General features: G+C 52.7%; 13 protein-coding genes. 9 read left to right on the top strand and 4 right to left on the bottom strand.

Features of this window, described 5'->3' with window-relative positions; genetic code table 11:
- Positions 1-51 precede the first annotated feature (51 nt).
- Entirely contained in the window at positions 52-309 is a 258-nt protein-coding gene (bhsA, locus tag AAH450_RS04475) for a multiple stress resistance protein BhsA (RefSeq protein ID WP_342909093.1), read from the top strand.
- 473 nt (positions 310-782) lie between these two features.
- A complete protein-coding gene (locus tag AAH450_RS04470; RefSeq protein WP_342909092.1) occupies positions 783-2,825 on the top strand; it encodes a choline transporter in 2,043 nt (680 codons plus the stop codon).
- 48 nt (positions 2,826-2,873) lie between these two features.
- Here the strand turns inward: AAH450_RS04470 and AAH450_RS04465 are convergent, their stop codons facing one another.
- Positions 2,874-3,950 carry an AbrB family transcriptional regulator gene (locus AAH450_RS04465; protein ID WP_342909091.1) on the bottom strand — a complete coding sequence of 359 codons (1,077 nt, stop codon included), beginning with the start codon at positions 3,948-3,950 and terminating at the stop codon, positions 2,874-2,876.
- A 705-nt stretch (positions 3,951-4,655) separates the two neighbouring features.
- On the opposite strand from AAH450_RS04465, the gene AAH450_RS04460 reads away from it, so the two are divergent.
- Both AAH450_RS04460 and tus read left to right on the top strand, forming a co-directional pair.
- On the top strand, positions 4,656-5,057 hold the full coding sequence (locus AAH450_RS04460) for an H-NS family histone-like protein (RefSeq protein ID WP_306212757.1): 402 nt from the start codon (positions 4,656-4,658) through the stop codon (positions 5,055-5,057).
- Between the two features lie 135 nt (positions 5,058-5,192).
- Positions 5,193-6,122: a DNA replication terminus site-binding protein gene (gene tus, locus AAH450_RS04455; protein WP_342909090.1), complete on the top strand. Its 930-nt coding sequence runs from the start codon at positions 5,193-5,195 to the stop codon at positions 6,120-6,122.
- Between the two features lie 57 nt (positions 6,123-6,179).
- Here tus and fumC read toward each other — a convergent pair whose 3' ends face one another.
- Entirely contained in the window at positions 6,180-7,577 is a 1,398-nt protein-coding gene (fumC, locus tag AAH450_RS04450; RefSeq protein ID WP_342909089.1) for a class II fumarate hydratase, read from the bottom strand.
- 198 nt (positions 7,578-7,775) lie between these two features.
- Here fumC and manA point away from each other — a divergent pair, with 198 nt between their 5' ends.
- Positions 7,776-8,960, top strand: coding sequence for a mannose-6-phosphate isomerase (gene manA, locus AAH450_RS04445; RefSeq protein WP_342909088.1), 1,185 nt, complete (start codon positions 7,776-7,778; stop codon positions 8,958-8,960).
- Between the two features lie 131 nt (positions 8,961-9,091).
- On the top strand, positions 9,092-10,591 hold the full coding sequence (locus AAH450_RS04440) for a YdgA family protein (RefSeq protein WP_342909087.1): 1,500 nt from the start codon (positions 9,092-9,094) through the stop codon (positions 10,589-10,591).
- Between the two features lie 106 nt (positions 10,592-10,697).
- On the opposite strand, the gene AAH450_RS04435 is transcribed toward AAH450_RS04440, so the two are convergent.
- Positions 10,698-11,729: a Mal regulon transcriptional regulator MalI gene (locus AAH450_RS04435; RefSeq protein ID WP_342909086.1), complete on the bottom strand. Its 1,032-nt coding sequence runs from the start codon at positions 11,727-11,729 to the stop codon at positions 10,698-10,700.
- Positions 11,730-11,928: 199 nt separating this feature from the next.
- Here AAH450_RS04435 and malX point away from each other — a divergent pair, with 199 nt between their 5' ends.
- The 3 genes from malX to add all read left to right on the top strand — a co-directional run bounded on the left by malX (position 11,929) and on the right by add (position 15,950).
- Positions 11,929-13,515 (top strand): maltose/glucose-specific PTS transporter subunit IIBC, encoded by a 1,587-nt coding sequence (malX, locus tag AAH450_RS04430; RefSeq protein ID WP_342909085.1) that lies wholly within the window; start codon positions 11,929-11,931, stop codon positions 13,513-13,515.
- A 120-nt stretch (positions 13,516-13,635) separates the two neighbouring features.
- Positions 13,636-14,853 (top strand): MalY/PatB family protein, encoded by a 1,218-nt coding sequence (locus tag AAH450_RS04425; RefSeq protein ID WP_342909084.1) that lies wholly within the window; start codon positions 13,636-13,638, stop codon positions 14,851-14,853.
- 98 nt (positions 14,854-14,951) lie between these two features.
- The gene (gene add, locus AAH450_RS04420; RefSeq protein ID WP_342909083.1) at positions 14,952-15,950 is read left to right on the top strand and encodes an adenosine deaminase; all 999 of its coding nucleotides are present in this window, start codon (positions 14,952-14,954) and stop codon (positions 15,948-15,950) included.
- 78 nt (positions 15,951-16,028) lie between these two features.
- Here add and AAH450_RS04415 read toward each other — a convergent pair whose 3' ends face one another.
- On the bottom strand, positions 16,029-17,069 hold the full coding sequence (locus tag AAH450_RS04415; protein ID WP_342909082.1) for an oxidoreductase: 1,041 nt from the start codon (positions 17,067-17,069) through the stop codon (positions 16,029-16,031).
- Positions 17,070-17,151: the final 82 nt, after the last annotated feature.

The following is a 17,151-nucleotide window of genomic DNA, read 5'->3' as shown; positions in this document are numbered from 1 at the left end:
TACACCGAATGAGCTTTTTTTATAAAAATTTAAATTATTAAGGGTATCGTCATGAAAAATATCAAATTAACTATCGCGGCCGTTCTTCTGGGTTCTCTCTCTTTTGGCAGCATGGCGGCAGAACTGGTTACCAGCGCCCCATCCAGTCAGCAGAAACTGGGCGTAATCAGCGCAACCGGCAGCACTAACCTGGCTTCTCTGGAGGCACAACTCTCGGCAAAGGCTCAGGAGGCAGGCGCGAAATCTTTCCTCATCACTTCGACCTCTGGTCAGAACAACCTGCATGGCACCGCCATCATTTATAATTAATTTCGACAGCCGCCCTGCCGTCAGCTCATCGCTGGCGGCGGTTATATTTTTCTCCCGGGCACAAATATTCTTTTTCCTCTCTCCTTTGCTTTCTGTTCTCTCTGCAAGATGTGTACAAACTCCGCAATGAAATATCACCTCAACATCCCTCTCAGCTCCGATTTTTTTACTATGTAATGGCAGTGAAAATATAGCCATACCCTTAGTGTGGAAACAGATAATACCCAGACTTTTCGGGTTATTTTTAATTGAATGCTCAATCAATAAAAACTATGATGGTTATCAGTTTTTGCACATTATGTTATCAAAAAGGTGAAGAATTGGTTAATTAACAGAGTTAAATCAAAAAGATAACTTTACACCCCCTGAGTTTTCCCCAGTGTAGTTAGCGGATATGCGGCGGCTTTTCCCAGTATGCGCTAAGGCACGCTTTGCGAAAATCGGGTTCCATCTTGATTGATTTCGGAGAAGGTATGCCGACGACTGAAATATCCAGGAAAGAACAACAAGACCGTATTAATCCCGTGGTCTTTTACACCTCAGCAGCGCTGATACTGCTGTTTTCTTTAACCACTATCTTTTTTACTGATTTATCCGATCGCTGGATTAACTCAACGCTGGAGTGGGTATCAAATACCTTTGGTTGGTATTATCTGCTGGCAGCGACGGTTTATATCGTCTTTGTGGTGGTAATTGCCGCTTCACGCTTTGGCTCTATCAAACTGGGGCCGGAACAATCCAAACCGGAATTCAGCCTGATGAGCTGGGCGGCTATGCTGTTCGCCGCGGGTATCGGTATCGATCTGATGTTTTTCTCGGTCGCAGAACCGGTGACACAGTATATGATGCCACCTGAAGGCCAGGGTCAGACAATGGAAGCGGCGCGCCAGGCGATGGTCTGGACACTGTTCCACTACGGTTTAACCGGCTGGGCTATGTACGCACTGATGGGGATCGCCCTGGGCTACTTCAGCTATCGCTACGGCCTGCCGCTGACCATCCGCTCTGCCCTTTATCCTATATTCGGCAAACGTATTAATGGCCCAATCGGTCACTCGGTCGATATTGCCGCGGTAATCGGTACCATCTTTGGCATTGCAACCACACTGGGGATTGGCGTAGTTCAGCTGAACTATGGACTCAATGTGCTGTTCCATGTGCCTGAAGGGCTGACGGCGCAGGCTGCGCTAATTGCCCTTTCAGTCATTATGGCGACCATCTCGGTGACCTCTGGCGTAAATAAAGGGATCCGCCTCCTTTCGGAACTGAATGTTCTGCTGGCGCTGGGGCTGATCCTCTTTGTGCTGTTTATGGGCGATACCAGTTTCCTGCTGAATGCGCTGGTGCTGAACGTCGGGGATTATATCAACCGCTTTATGGGTATGACGCTGAACAGTTTTGCCTTTGATCGCCCAACGGAGTGGATGAATAACTGGACGCTCTTCTTCTGGGCCTGGTGGGTTGCCTGGTCGCCGTTTGTGGGCCTGTTCCTGGCCCGAATCTCTCGTGGCCGTACAATCCGACAGTTTGTCGTCGGCACGCTGACCATTCCCTTTATCTTTACCCTGCTCTGGCTGTCGATTTTCGGCAACAGCGCGCTGAATGAAATTATCCACGGTAACCTGGGCTTTGCACAGGAAACGCTGGCGCATCCGGAGCGCGGCTTCTACAGCTTGCTGGCGCAATATCCAGCCTTTACCTTCAGCGCTTCGGTGGCGACCATTACCGGCCTGCTGTTCTACGTCACCTCTGCTGATTCCGGCTCGCTGGTGCTGGGGAATTTCACCTCACAACTCAGCGATATCAATAATGATGCACCAAACTGGCTGCGGATCTTCTGGTCGCTGGCTATTGGGTTGCTCACGCTGGGCATGCTGATGGTTAATGGCGTTACGGCGCTACAGAAAACCACGGTGATTATGGGGCTGCCGTTCAGCTTTGTGATTTTCTTTGTGATGGCCGGATTATACAAATCTCTGCGTGTGGAAGATCACCGGCGTGCAAGCAGCGTTGCCAGCACTCCGCCCATGCCGGTTTCCCGTGAAGACCGTCTGAACTGGAAGCAGCGTATCTCCCGCGTGATGAACTACCCTGGCAGCACCCACACTAAAAAGATGCTGGATACCGTTTGTCTGCCCGCCATGCAGGAGGTTGCGCTGGAGCTGCAAAGGCGCGGTGCTGAGGTACAGGTCAACGAACTGCCGCCGCTGGAGGATGAGCGTCTGAATCATCTGGAGATGTTAGTCACGCTGGGCGAAGAGCAGCGCTTCCTCTATCAGATCTGGCCTCAGCGCTACTCTGTGCCCGCCTTTACTTATCGGGCGCGCAGCGGCAAGTCAGATTATTTCCGCCTGGAAACATTCCTGCTTGAAGGTACTCAGGGCAATGACCTGATGGATTACACCAAAGAGCAGATTATTAATGACATCCTCGATCAGTATGAGCGTCACTTAACCTTCCTGCATATTCATCGGGAAGCGCCGGGCAACGCCATGCCCTTCCCTGAAGTCTCTTAACGCACTCTTGTTAAGTAATAAAGCCAGGCACTTGCCTGGCTTTTATATTTAGCGCGGCCTCTCCTGTTTTCGTTGTTTAGCGGCCATTGAGTTGGCAACCCATCTTGCAAGAGCAGGCCCTGTCAGCAGTACAATAATAAACCGCCCGGTTTGCATCGACATCACAAACGGCATATCAACGTGGCTGGATGAAGCGATAATAGCTACCGAGTCGGCCCCGCCCGGACTGGTAGCCAGATAGGCAGTCAGCGGGTCGATGCCGGCAAAATGAACCAGGCACAAAGCAAATACGCCGCAGATCACTACCAGACTGAAAATCGATAATAAGAGTCGCGGCAAGGCTTTCGCTACATAAATCAGAATTGCCCGGTTAAAGCGCAGCCCGATACTCCAGCCAATAATCGCATAAGCCACCATTAGCAAGGCTGGCGGCAATTCGATTGAGATCACCTTGAAATCCTGCAAGAGTGCTCCGCCCGCAAGGGTGATTAATAACGGCCCTGCCGGAATACGCCAGAGACGGCTTACCAGCACTCCCCCGACAATAATCAGTAGCGTATAACCAAAATGGCTCCAAGCCACGGGCTGAATGATATCAAAGCTTGAACTCATGCTGCCGGCGGGCACGGCGGGCGCCCAGATACGCGCCACCAGCGTTGCCGTCACCGCCACGACAACTACCCGCAGATATTGCATAAAGGCGACCAGTCGCACGTCTGCCCCATAACTTTCTGCCATTAAGGTCATGGCCGTAGCCGCACCGGGTGACGATCCCCAAATAGCAGTTGAACCTGGCAACACTTGCCAGCGAGCCAGTAACCATCCCAGCAGAGTGCTGGCGATAATCACCGAACTGATACTGGCGACAAATAAAGGCCAGTTCTTAGCCATTTCAACAAAGAGTGAGGCCGGCATCGCTCTGGCAATCATCATCCCCACCACTCCCTGAGCCAGGGAAAAGAGCTGACGATGAATTGTCAGTGGCTTGTCACGTGCTGCGAAAACGATCGCCATGGCCATAGGGCCTAACAGTAGCGCTGCCGGTAGATTCAGGCTCTCCAGCCCCAGGACAGCAAGAGCAGAAAACAGGATTAGCCAGAACCAGCGCATGCGGGGTGTTTTCATTGATAGCTCCAGGAGGCGTTCAACACGAACTTCCGCAGTTTATCAGCTCATTTTCTGCCTGCCAGGCATTCTTACAGCGATGTTGTCTGTCATTTTTACGCGGTCTTACCGCGATTGTAGTGAAAATCAACAAATAGTATGTTGTAACTAAAGTAGCCGCTACCACCGCCTTCTGCCATCCTGATTTCTGCGCCATCCCGACTGGCTGCCCCTTAATAAGCCTGTGCTTTAAAAAACCAACAGCATGGTGCTTTTATCAATCTGTCTGGCGGAGAGCAAGATAAACCGCTTTTAATCCTGACGAAGATAGGAGTTATTACTGTAACAATCCCAGCAGAGTAATTTTTAGCAGGCAAAAGTATTGGAGTGCTTACTCATATTAACTCTGGCTCTGAACTTTTTATGTACGGCCCTGCCAGAGCAACTGAATATAGCCGGATGAATGACGCTGACAATTATCCCTCTGTGCAAAATGGGGTTTGTTCATTTGTCCAAACGTTCCGCCCATGTAACGTTAAGAATTGTCCTATTAATGTAAATATATTAATGTTGACGCCCTGCACTTTCGGTTAAAAAGGTGACGGCGCAGAAAATAAATAACGAAATTACACATTAACTGTTTTTTACCGTGAATTTTCTCTGTACACTGAGCCTTGTTACCTCCACTGTTTAATTTTTAAACCACTCAACGCTACGGATTCCTTTATGAGCGAAACTCTGAAAGTATTAAATAACATTCGAACTCTTCGTGCACAGGCTCGTGAAGTTTCTTTAACTGAACTTGAAGAGATGCTGGAAAAACTCGAAGCGGTAGTAAATGAACGTCGTGAATCAGAAGCGGCCATTGCTTCTGAAGTCAAGGAAAAAGAAGAAAAGCTGGCGAAATATCGTCAGATGTTGCTGGATGACGGCATTGATTTAAGCGAACTGACTGCGGCAGAAACCACTACCGGCAAATCCCGTGCTAAACGTGCTCCCCGCCCGGCTAAATATCAGTACACCGATGAAAACGGTGAAACTAAATCCTGGACCGGCCAGGGTCGTACCCCAGCGGTAATTAAGCAGGCGTTAGATCAGGGTAAAAAACTGGAAGATTTCCTGATTTAATCTTCCTGCCACGTCAGCTTATCCTGGCGTGGCCCCTCTGGTTTATTATTCCTGCCTGTTTAATTTTTTAGTTTTAAAAATGCCCTTGTTATATTACGCTGACAGTGATTAGTATGTTGTAACTAAGGATGCCAGATGAGCCGTTATGAAGCCGTAGATAATCTCCATCGCTGCGTGGCCGACCTTGAGACCGCCCTGAAAACCTTCACAAACTTCCTGCCTGGCCTGCGGTTGTTAGTGGCGCGGGTATTTGAGCTGCCGCCCGTTATGAAGGGGAACGAGCATGACCCCGTGCGTAAAATTGCGGTGAAACAGCACCTGGCGCAACCCGCTCTGGATCTGGCACTCAGACACTACCTTCGCCTTTTTATTCAGCATCAGTCTGAATCCTTAAGTACTAAAGCTGCGGTTCGCTTACCGGGCGCCCTCTGTTTTGCTGCCAGCCCCGAAGAATCCCGGCTGGTACATCAACATATCGATAACATAAATAGCCTTAAGCAGCGCCTTGAGCAGATTATTACCGTGGAATCTGGTGTGCCCAGCGAGGAGCGTTTTGAATTTGTTCATACGCATTTGAAGGGGCTAATTACGCTGAATGCTTACAGGACTATTACCCTGCTGGACGCCGCGGATTCCCTGCATTTTGGCTGGGCAAACAAGCATATTATTAAAAATGTCACACGCGAAGAGATGCTGGAAAAACTCAATAAAAGCGTCAAGGCAGGACGGGCAATGGCACCCTGGACGCGGGAAGAGTGGGCGGAAAAACTCAGCGACGAGATTGCGTTGCTTAATTCCCTGCCCGCTTCCGCGAAGCTAAAGATAAAACGCCCGGTTAAGGTGCAGCCCATTGCGCGCGTATGGAATAAACAGCAGCAGAAGCAAACGCAGCTTGCCTGCCCTTCCCCGCTACTGATTCTTTGTCCGGATGCAACCAGCGTGCCGAAATTAGGGGAGTTGCTCAATTACGATGCAGATAATGTGGTTCACAAATTTAAACCCCAGGCAAAAACCCTGTATACCCTGATCCCTAGGCTGCATCTATATAGCGATATTGAGGTTTAACCGTGTCAGAAAGCAAAAAAGAGCGGGTGGCACCCCGCTCTTTTTATCTGCATCATTTTACGACTTCATGCTGCCAACCATATCTTCTGGTCGCACCCAGGCATCAAATTCCTCTTCCGAGAGATAGCCAAGTTTCAGCGCTGACGCTTTAAGGGTTAATCCCTCTTTATGTGCCTTTTTGGCTATTTCAGCCGCTTTATCGTAACCAATATGTGTATTTAACGCCGTCACCAGCATCAGTGATTCATTGAGCAACTGAGAGATACGATCGTGGTTAGGCTCTATCCCTGTGGCGCAATGATGGTTAAAGCTCTCCATGCCGTCCGCCAGCATACGTACGGATTGCAGGAAATTATGAATAATCATCGGACGGTAAACGTTCAGCTCAAAGTTACCTGAAGCGCCCCCCATATTCACCGCAACGTCATTCCCCATCACCTGGCAGCACAACATAGTCATGGCTTCACACTGTGTTGGGTTGACTTTCCCTGGCATGATTGAGCTGCCCGGCTCGTTCTCAGGAATGGATATTTCACCAATACCGCAGCGCGGGCCGGAAGAGAGCCAGCGAACGTCGTTGGCGATCTTCATCAAAGAAGCGGCCAGACCTTTCAACGAACCGTGGGCATGAACCAGTGCATCGCAGGTTGCCAGCGCTTCAAACTTATTGGGTGAAGTGACAAATGGTTGACTGGTGAGGTTGGCCAGCTCTTCAGCCACGCGAACGGCATATTCAGGATGGGTATTGAGGCCGGTTCCCACCGCCGTTCCGCCCAGCGCCAGCTCAGCCACATGGGGAAGACTTTGCTCAATGTGCTTCAGATTATGCCCCAGCATGGCAACCCAGCCGGAGATCTCCTGGCCCAGCGTCAGCGGCGTGGCGTCCTGTAGGTGAGTTCGGCCAATTTTAACAATATCCTTAAAGGCTTCTGCTTTCTCATTCAGGGTCTTGTGCAGGGTTCTCAGTTCAGGTAGCAAATGCTCCTGCACAGCCAGCACGGCAGCGACGTGCATCGCAGTGGGGAAAACATCATTAGAGCTTTGGCTCTTGTTCACATCGTCGTTAGGGTGAACCAGACGTTCCATGCCGCGTACGCCGCCCAGGATCTCACTGGCGCGGTTGGCAAGCACTTCATTCATATTCATATTGCTTTGCGTACCGGAGCCGGTTTGCCAGATAGCGAGGGGGAATTCTGAGCTGTGCTTGTCGGCAAGTACCTCATCCGCTGCGTTGATAATTGCTGTTGCGCGTTCAGCCGGAAGCAGCCCTAAATCGCTGTTAACCTTTGCCGCTGCCCGCTTGGTGAGCACCAGCGCGCGCACCAGCTCAACGGGCATTTTTTCCGTGGAGATGCGAAAGTGTTCCAGCGAGCGCTGAGTTTGCGCGCCCCAAAGCTTATCCGCAGGAACGTCAATGGAACCCATTGAGTCTTTCTCAATACGGTTGGCAGCCATGATTCTCTCCTTTTACACAATGATATGAATATTAACCCTTTCTTTTACCCTTCCGGGCTGAAAGCGCGGGGCGTAGTGTGTCATACAATAATTTAACATTATGCGACTCATACGCCCTTATTGCACACCGCATTGTCTTTTAGTCATGGTTTTCTGCTTTAATATCACCAGAAATTATCGAAATACAGGTGAGTTAACATGCAAAAATTGATCAATTCTCTGCAAAATTACGCCTGGGGAAGCCCGACGGCCCTGACGGAACTGTATGGGATAGCTAATCCAGGCGGGCAACCTATGGCTGAACTCTGGATGGGTGCGCATCCCAAAAGCCCCTCTTATATTGAAGTTAACGGTGAAAAGGAGTCGTTGCGCGCGGTTATAGAGGCAGATAAAGAGACTTTATTAAGTAAAGCCGTGGCGGAGCGATTTGGAGAGCTGCCTTTCTTATTCAAAGTGCTCTGCGCTGACCAGCCTTTATCTATTCAGGTTCATCCCAGCAAGGCCGCTGCCGAAGTGGGGTTTGCCAAAGAGAATGCTGCCGGCATTCCTCTTTCAGCAGCGAACCGCAACTATAAAGATGCTAATCACAAGCCAGAACTGGTGTTTGCCCTTACCCCGTTTAAGGCGATCAACGGATTTCGTGAGCTGCACGAAATTATCTCTCTGCTGCAACCCGTAGCGGGCGCGCATCCGGCCATTGCCCACTTTTTGCAGTCGCCTGCGATGAGCGGCCTGTCAGCGCTGTTTGCTGCGCTGCTGTCGATGGAAGGGGAACAAAAAAGCCTGGCGCTGGATTTACTGAAGAGTGAACTGCGAAGCCGTACAGGCGAGCCGTGGGAGACCGTTGCTTTAATTGCCGAGAATTACCCGGATGACAGCGGACTCTTTTCCCCGCTACTGCTGAATGTGATTGAGTTGCAGCCTGGCGAAGCGATGTTCCTGTTTGCCGAAACTCCGCATGCCTATTTGAAGGGCGTGGCGCTGGAGGTGATGGCGAACTCAGATAACGTGTTACGCGCTGGCCTGACGCCAAAATATATTGATATTCCTGAACTGCTGGCCAACCTGAAATTTGAAGCCAAACCTTATGCCAGCCTGCTGACCCAGCCGGAGCAGGCAGGGACAACCCTGAATTTCCCGGTGCCGGTGGATGACTTTGCCTTCTCTCTGCACCAGCTCAGCGCCACGCCTGTTACCGTTCACCAGCAAAGCGCCGCTATTCTGTTCTGTGTAGAGGGTCAGGCTGTGGTCAGTCATGGTGAACAGCAGCTGACGCTTAAGCCCGGTGAATCCTGTTTTGTTCCGGCCACGGAATTCCCTCTCACTCTGGCAGGCACTGGACGAGTAGCGCGAGTCTTTAACGATCTGACGGATTGCGGCTGACGTAAAGGGCCACAATTGCTATTATTAATCAAATTATTAAACAAAAACGCCTCAGGGCGTTTTTTATTCGCCAGGCATTTGCCCACAGGATCGATTTGCCGGCGCCAGTGACTAAAAGGACGACTTTACAGATGAAAAAGACAAAGATAGCGATTGGAGTAGTAGTCGCACTCGGCGTGATTTGGACCGGAACTGCCTGGTTTACCGGAAAACAACTGGAAAAGAACATGGATCAACTGGTGCAGAATGCGAATGCCCAGATGAATAATATGGCACCGGAAAGCCGTCTGAAGCTGAGCTATCAGGATTACAAACGCGGCATTTTCAGCAGCACTGCCCGTTTCATGCTGCAATCTAACTCGCAGACTGAAGATAACGCCTTGATCAAGCCCGGCCAGAGCATCGTCTTTAACGAGAAGATTGACCACGGCCCTTTCCCTTTCGCCCAGCTGAAAAAATTCAATCTGATCCCCAGTATGGCTTCTGTACACACGCAGCTGGAAAACACCGATGCGGTGAAGAAGCTGTTTGAAATGACCAAAGGCCAGTCGATTATTCAGGCGGAAACCCGTGTGGGTTACAGCGGCACCACCGTTTCTGACATTCATCTGCTGCCGATGGATTATAACAATACCCAGACCGGAGAGCGGTTTGCCTCTAACGGGGGCACGCTCAACGTCAGCGCCGATAGCAAGGGCGACAAAGTTGAGTTTACCGGTAATCTGGACAGCCTGGTGCTGACCACCAAAAATCAGCTCGATATGCCGGTACTCTTTACCGCTAATGGCCTGAAGCTGGATGCCACCACCCACCTCAGCCCGGAAGGGATGCGCGTGGGCGATCAGAGCATCAACCTGCAAAAACTCACCGCCGCCGTGGATGGACAGGAAGCGTTTATTGCTGAAGGGCTGAAGGGGAAATCCTCCTTCAACTCTGAGAAGAGCCTGATCGCCGGTACCATTGATTACACGCTGGATTCCCTGAAGCTGCAAAACCAGAACTTTGGCGAAGGTAAGCTTTCGGTAAAACTGTCGCAGTTTGACGCAAATGGTATGAAGGCCTTTTCTGACAACTACAACAGCCAGGTGCAGGCACTGCTGAATGAGCCAGGGATCAGCGACAATCCGGCCCTCTATCAGCAGCGTATGAGCCAGATCCTGACGGCTAACCTTCCTCTGCTGCTGAAAGGCGATCCGGTAGTTAACATCGCTCCCTTCAGCTGGAAGAATGATAAAGGTGAGAGCAGCTTTAATCTCTCGGTGCACTTTAAAGATCCTTCCACTAACACCGCTCAACCGCAGAACATCGGGCAGGCGGTGGATAACGTCCTGAAAACGCTGGATAGCAAGCTGAGCATCTCAATGCCGATGGCAACCGAGATGATGACTCACGTGGCGATGGCTGAAGGCTATAAACAAGAGGATGCTGCTAAACTGGCGGATCAGCAGGTAAAAGGCGTGGCGGCAATGGGCCAGATGTTCAAACTGACCACGCAGAAGGATAATAATATCGTTACCAGTTTGCAGTACGCCACGGGTCAGGTAACAATGAACGGTGAAAAAATGCCGCTTGATCAGTTCCTGGCGCGTTATATGTTAGGTGGGATTGCACCAGCAGAAATGCCGCAGTAACGGTAAGCTTCTTATCAGGGCGCGATTATCGCGCCCTTTTTTATGCCACCCTCCTGCTTCAGGCCTGAGTCACGCTTTTAGCTGGCAGGCCGCTCTCAGAGTTACTCTATGCAGAGCCACGCTCAATAAGCACCGGCGGAAGGATGCTATTTTGCACAGCCCCGGCAGGATCGGCCATGCGCTGTAGCAGCCTTTGCGCCGCCGTGCGGCCAATTTCTCTGGCCGAGCTGGTGATAAAAGTCAGCGGCGGATCGGTCAGTTCCGCTTCCGGCGCGTCACCAAACCCTACCAGCGCCATTTGCTGTCCGTAGTAGCTGTCCACCCCGCCCTTGCCAATGGTTCTTCCCGTGCGCTGTAAGCCAAAGTAGCAGCCCAGCGCAACCGATGCATTATGGCAAAGGATTGCGGTAATGGTGGGATGATGATGGATCAGATCTTCCGTGAGTTCAGCCACATCCCGCTGATAGCGGCCGCTTTCAATAATCCATTCGCTACGAAACGGCAAACCATACTGTAACAATGTGGAGCAGTAGCCGCCGATGCGCTCCGCCCTGGTCAGAGAAGAACCCGAGCCGCCAAGCCAGGCAATACAGTGATGGCCTCGCCTGATCAAATACTCCGTGGCGATTTGCGCCGCGTGGAGATTATCGGGGCGGATAGAGTCCGTCTCCTCCAGGCTGCTGGCTCGTGAGGCGCAAATCAGGGCGATACCCTGCTCCCGTGCCTTTGCAACGAGGTGCGAGGCGTTCTCTGCACCGCCGCCTAACACAATCCCCTCCACGCCCTGCGCTACCAGCGTATCGAAACAGCGGTCAATCTGCTTTCCCTTTGGCCCGCTTTGCGTCAGAAACAGCACTTTGCCCTGCGCTTCCAGCCCTTCACTGAGGCCAGCGGTCATCTCAGCATAAAACGGATGGCAGAGATCGCGGACGATCAAGCCTACAACCCCACTCCCGCCGCCTCTGAGCATGGTGGCGGAGCGATTGGGAACAAACCCAAGCGCCTGAACGGCTCGGTTAACGCGTTCAGTGGTGGCAGAGGAGATGCGCCCTTTTCCGGAGAGAACCAAAGAGACGGTGGTCACGGAGACCCCGGCTTCGAGCGCAACATCATTGATAGTGCTTTTTTTCAGTGACATAAAAATTTCCAGCCAGCCCTGGCTGACTCGTTTAGTGAACCCGGTCGAAACCACAAGGTAAAACGTTACACTTGTGAAGCCTGAAATAAAACCTGCACCGCCGGGAAGAGTGTGACTGATGGCGCATTAATATCTGATAAAACGTTTTATCATTTTTTACCTCAGCGCGGTCTGAGCATTTTTTATCCCGGGAGAGTCTATGTCGGCCACTAAACACAAAATAACGCTTTGGGAGTTTTTCCAGAGTCTGGGCAAAACTTTTATGCTTCCCGTTGCGCTGCTCTCGTTCTGCGGCATCATGATGGGAATTGGCAGTTCGCTGAGCAGCCACGATGTTATTACGCTGATCCCCTTTCTGGGTAATCAGATCTTACAGCTGATTTTTCTGTGGATGAGCAAAGTAGGCTCTTTTGCATTCAGCTATCTGCCGGTGATGTTTGCCATCGCTATCCCGCTGGGAATGGCGCGGGAAAATAAGGGCGTTGCCGCTTTCTCCGGCTTCGTGGGCTTTGCGGTGATGAATCTGGCGGTAAACTTCTGGCTTAATGCTAAGGGGATTTTACCTGCAACAGATGCTGCGGTACTCAAGGCCAATAATATTCAGAATATTATCGGCATTCAGTCGATCGATACCGGGATCCTTGGCGCGGTCATTGTGGGCATCATCGTGTTTTATCTGCATGAGCGTTTCCACACCATCCGTCTGCCTGATGCGCTGGCCTTCTTTGGCGGCACGCGCTTTGTACCCATCATTACCACGCTGGTAATGGGACTGGTCGGGCTGGTGATCCCGCTGATTTGGCCCTGGTTCGCGGCGGCAATTACCGGTCTTGGCTGGGTGATCAACGGCGCTGGCGAGTTCGGACCGATGATCTTCGGCACCGGCGAGCGCCTGCTGCTGCCGTTTGGCTTGCAGCATATTCTGGTGGCGATTATCCGCTTTACCGATGCGGGCGGCACGATGGAGGTTTGTGGTCATACCGTCAGCGGCGCTTTAACCATTTTCCAGGCACAGCTCTCCTGTCCGGAAACTTCAGGCTTTGCTGAAAGCGCCACGCGCTTCCTGTCACAGGGCAAAATGCCGGCCTTCCTCGGTGGGTTACCGGGCGCCGCGCTGGCGATGTATCACTGCGCCCGTCCTGAAAACCGTCACAAAATAAAAGGCTTACTGATTTCAGGTGTCGTGGCCTGCGTGGTGGGCGGCACCACCGAACCGATTGAATTCCTGTTCCTGTTCGTGGCACCCGTGCTCTATCTGATCCATGCGCTGCTGACCGGTCTGGGCTTCACCGTGATGGCAGTACTGGGCGTGACCATCGGCAACACGGATGGCAATATTATCGATTTCGTGGTGTTTGGCATCCTGCATGGTCTTGCCACCAAATGGTATTTCGTGCCGGTGGTGGCTGCCATCTGGTTTGTGGGTTACTACCTGATTTTCCGCTTTGCTATTACCCATTTTAATATCAAGACGCCGGGTCGCGATCTCGACACCACCACCGTTGAGAAGAACATCTCCGCCACGGTGGGTAAATCGGGTTATAACACCCCGGCCATTCTTGCGGCACTGGGGGGAATGGAGAATATTACCTCGCTGGATAACTGCCTGACCCGCCTGCGTCTTTCGGTCAAAGATATGAGTCTGGTAGATGACGCAGCCCTTAAGGCGAACAGGGTGATTGGTGTAGTCCATCTGAATCAACACAGTTTGCAGGTGGTAATTGGCCCTCAGGTTCAGTCAGTGAAAGATGAGATGGCCAGCATGATGGCAGCGGTGCCCGGCTGAATAGTGGCTGAGGGTACGCCCCGGTGATGCCCTCTCCTCAGCGATTTATCCCACCTGTCTCTATAAAAAAACGGAAGGCAGACCAGCAGGGAAGCTGGTGCGCCCGCACGGAGAAACCAGATGTTTGATTTTGATCGAGTTATCGACCGGCGCGGCAGCTGGTCGACCCAGTGGGATTTTGTTGCCGACCGCTTTGGCCGCGACGATCTGCTGCCTTTCACCATTTCTGATATGGATTTTGCCACCGCTCCCGCCGTGACTGAGGCGCTTCAGCAGCGTCTGGCGCAGGGCGTGCTTGGCTACAGCCGCTGGCAGCATCCGGACTTTTTATCTGCCGTCAGCCACTGGTATCAGCGCCGTTTCGATATTAACGTTGACCCGCAGCAGATTGTTTATGGCCCGTCGGTGATTTATATGGTGGCGCAAATGATCCGTCGCTGGTCCAGACCCGGTGACGGCGTGGCTATCCATACTCCAGCCTACGATGCATTTTATAAAGCGATTGAGGGGAACGATCGCCGCGTTCTCTCTCTGCCGCTTGAGCGGCGTGAGAATGAGTGGTTTTGTGATATGCAGCAAATGGCAGCGCTGCTGGCTCGCGATGAGTGCAGGATCCTGCTTCTTTGCAGTCCGCACAACCCTACCGGCAAGGTCTGGCGGCGTGAAAAGCTGGAAGAGATTTCAGCCCTTTGCCAGCGTTACAACGTGCGGGTGATCAGTGATGAAATTCATATGGATATGATTATGGGCGACCAACAGCACACCCCCTGGAGCGCGGTTGCGGGCGATCGCTGGGCGCTGTTCACCTCTGCCTCGAAAAGCTTCAATATCCCCGCCCTGACCGGGGCGTATGGTTTTATCAGCGATGAGCAGGATCGGCAAGCCTGGTTCGCGGCGCTGAAGGGCGCTGACGGTCTCTCTTCTCCCGCCGTACTTGCCGTAGCGGCGCATATTGCCGCTTACCGGCAAGGGGAAAGCTGGCTGGATGCCTTGCGGGAGTACCTCAAAGGCAATCTGCAACGGGTGGCGACGCGGCTCAACCAGGCATTCCCTTGCCTGAACTGGCAACCTCCTCAGGCCACTTATCTGGCGTGGATTGACCTCTCGCCGTTAAAGCTGGATGACCATGCGCTGCAACAAGAGCTGATTGAACAGCAGCAGGTAGCGATCATGCCAGGTTACACCTACGGCCCGCAGGGAGCAGGTTATCTCCGGCTGAATGTGGGTTGTCCGCGCAGTAAAGTTGATGAGGGACTTAACCGCCTGATCGCCGGAATTGAAAATTTGCGCTGCCAGAGCGCCCGCAAGCCGCTGCGAGGCGGCGAATGGCGCAAATAATCAACACTTGCAGCGGCGATTGCGCAAACCGCTGGCGGAGTTGCGCAAATTGTTTTTATACTGTTATGCACTTTATGAAAATAACCGAGTGCGCCGACATGATTGATACCCAGCTTCCCCTTACCGATATTCATCGCCACCTTGACGGCAATATTCGTGCACAAACCATTCTGGATCTGGGCCGTGAGTTTAACCTCACCCTGCCCGCCACCACGCTGGAGCTTTTGCGGCCACACGTACAGGTTACGCAAACCGAACCCGACCTGGTGAGCTTTCTTAACAAGCTGGACTGGGGCGTCAAAGTTTTGGGTTCGCTTGATGCCTGCCGCCGCATTGCGATAGAAAATGTGGAAGACGCAGCCCGCGCCGGCATCCATTATGCTGAACTGCGCTTTTCACCGGGCTATATGGCGATGACCCACAATCTGCCGATCCAGGGCGTGGTGGAAGCCGTGATTGACGGCATTCGCACCGGTTGCCAGCAACACAACATTGATGTTCGCCTGACGGGCATTATGAGCCGCACCTTTGGTGAAGAAGCCTGCCTGCGCGAGCTGGAAGGGTTTCTGGCCTGTCGCGACAACATTACGGCAATCGATCTCGCTGGCGATGAGCTGGGCTTCCCTGGCAGCCAGTTCCTGAGCCACTTTACCCTCGCCCGCGATGCCGGCTTCCGCATTACCGTGCATGCTGGTGAAGCCGCTGGCCCGGAAAGCATCTGGCAGTCGATCCGCGAGCTGGGTGCCGAGCGTATTGGTCACGGCGTGAAGGCGATTGAAGATCCGGCGCTGATGGATTTTCTGGCTGCACACCAGATTGGCGTGGAGTCCTGCCTGACCTCCAATATTCAGACCAGCACCGTTTCCTCGCTGGCGCATCATCCGCTGGCGACCTTCCTTGAACATGGCATTCTGGCAACCATTAACACTGACGACCCCGCTGTTCAGGGCATTGAGCTGGCGCACGAGTATGAAGTCGCCGCTCCCCAGGCAGGGTTAAGCCCGGCGCAGATCCGCACCGCGCAGGAGAATGGGCTGAAGATTGCGTTTCTGACAGAAGCGGAGAAAGAGGCGGTACGCGCGCGCGTTGCGGCCTGAATTCGCTGAAAACCAATAAAAAACCCCGCCAGGATTATTCTCCGGGCGGGGTTTTATCAGAGCCAGGCGGCTCCTGCTCTACTTCAGTGACAGCGTCTGTCGCTTCTCAGCCGACTGCAAGCCAAGTTCAATCAGCTCCATCACCTGAATCGCTTCTTCCGCAGTAACCGGGTTGTTGCCGTCGCCATTGATGGCGTCACGTACCCCAGCGTAATAGGCTGGATAGTTGCCTGGTGTGGTCAGCAGCGTTTCTTCTGCCATCATGTCGCCGTTTACCAGCGTCACTACGCCATCGCGCATATCGTAGCCCCACTCCTCCTGCGGTGGACGGGCGCCCGCTTTCAGGCGATCCTCCTGCGGATCTAGACCATATTTCACATAGCTGCCTTTGGTGCCGTGCACCTGATAACGTGGCGATTCGGCGGCCACCAGCATGCTGGCATGCAGCACAATGCGACGCTGAGGATAGGTCAGCACCGCATGGAAATAGTCTGTGGTCTGCGCGCCAGGACGCATCTCAGCTAAATCTACGTTGATCGCTACCGGCGAGCCGAACAGTTGCAGAGCCTGATCGATCAGATGCGGCCCCAGATCGTACCAGATGCCGCTGCCTGCACCCTTCTGCTCACGCCAGCGGTTACGCACTTCCAGACGGAAGCGGTCAAAATGGGATTCAAAGTAACGTACTTCACCCAGCGTCCCCGTACTCAACAGCGTTTTCAGCGTCAGGAAGTCGCTGTCCCAGCGTCGGTTATGGAAAACGGAAAGCAGCAGCCCTTTAGCCTTTGCCAGCGCATCCAGCTCACGTGCCTGAGAAAGGGTGACGGTAAACGGCTTGTCCACCACCACATGCTTGCCCGCATTCAGCGCGGCTTTCGCCAGCGGGAAATGGGTATCGTTTGGCGTGGGGATCACTATCAGTTGCAGAGTGGGATCGTCAAACAGGGTTTGCGGGTCTGACACAACCTGGGTGGATGGCCAGTCAGCGTGCACTTTACCGGCATCGCTGCTGGAAACGGCCGCCAGTTCCATCCCGGCGGTGCCTGCGATTAATGGCGCATGGAAGGTCTTGCTGGCGAAGCCGTAACCCACCAGCCCTACACGTATTTTGTCGCTCATTTGCATTCCTCTTGTCCTTTACCCAGATGATTTAAGACTATCAACCGGGCAAGAACAAGCGGGAATGCGCTGAAATATCCCG

It is taken from the genome of Erwinia magellanica (assembly GCF_039023495.1).
Taxonomy (GTDB): Bacteria; Pseudomonadota; Gammaproteobacteria; order Enterobacterales; family Enterobacteriaceae; genus Erwinia.
The sequence above is the reverse complement of the archived record's forward strand: the minus strand, read 5'-3'. Positions and strand labels throughout refer to the sequence as shown.